Genomic DNA, 615 nt, shown 5'->3' with positions numbered 1-615 from the left:
TCCCTATCATAAGTGGGCGAATGACTTTGAATAAAGCTTGAACAAGCTTTTCATCACTTCGCGGGTGATCGCGTTCACCAATTAAAGGGCCTGGACGCACAAACACCACTTCATCAAATCCCATTTTTTCAATGTTCTGCTCCATTTGTCCTTTGCAAGCAAGATAGTGAGAAGGAGAGGAACGGTTGGCACCTAAACTAGACACCACCGCAAGGCGTTTTACGCCGACCATTTTCATTTGCTGTGCGACCGAAGTGACCAGTTCGACATCGACTTTACGTAGGTTTTCTTTACTGCCTGCTTGCTTGAGAGTCGTGCCCAAACAAATGAAACCTATATCGGGCGTTGTTTGATTTTCATTCCATTGATGAATAGTGAGCTCTGCATCAATGATTGGAATGATCTTGTTTGTTGGGTCATAAATGTCTTTAAGTGGGCGTCTGGAGAGGGAGTACAAATGAGAAATACCTGACTGAGCAATGAGGTTTTCGACCACTTTGCTGCCGACTAACCCAGTTGCGCCAGCGATGATTACGCAAGTGTTAACATCGTTTGTCATTGTATGCTTCCTCTTTAGAGAACAAGTGCTTAGGCATTAGTAGCTTATGCCAACAC

General features: G+C 44.4%; 1 protein-coding gene. It reads right to left on the bottom strand.

What is annotated here, in order from left to right:
- Positions 1-559 (bottom strand): NAD(P)H-binding protein (locus R8N47_RS26435; RefSeq protein ID WP_318186260.1); only part of this gene is annotated, 559 nt, incomplete at its 3' end.
- Positions 560-615 lie beyond the last annotated feature (56 nt).

Source organism: Vibrio sp. 2132-1, assembly GCF_033344315.1.
Note: the sequence above shows the minus strand (reverse complement) of the source record. Positions and strands in the feature narration are given on the sequence as shown.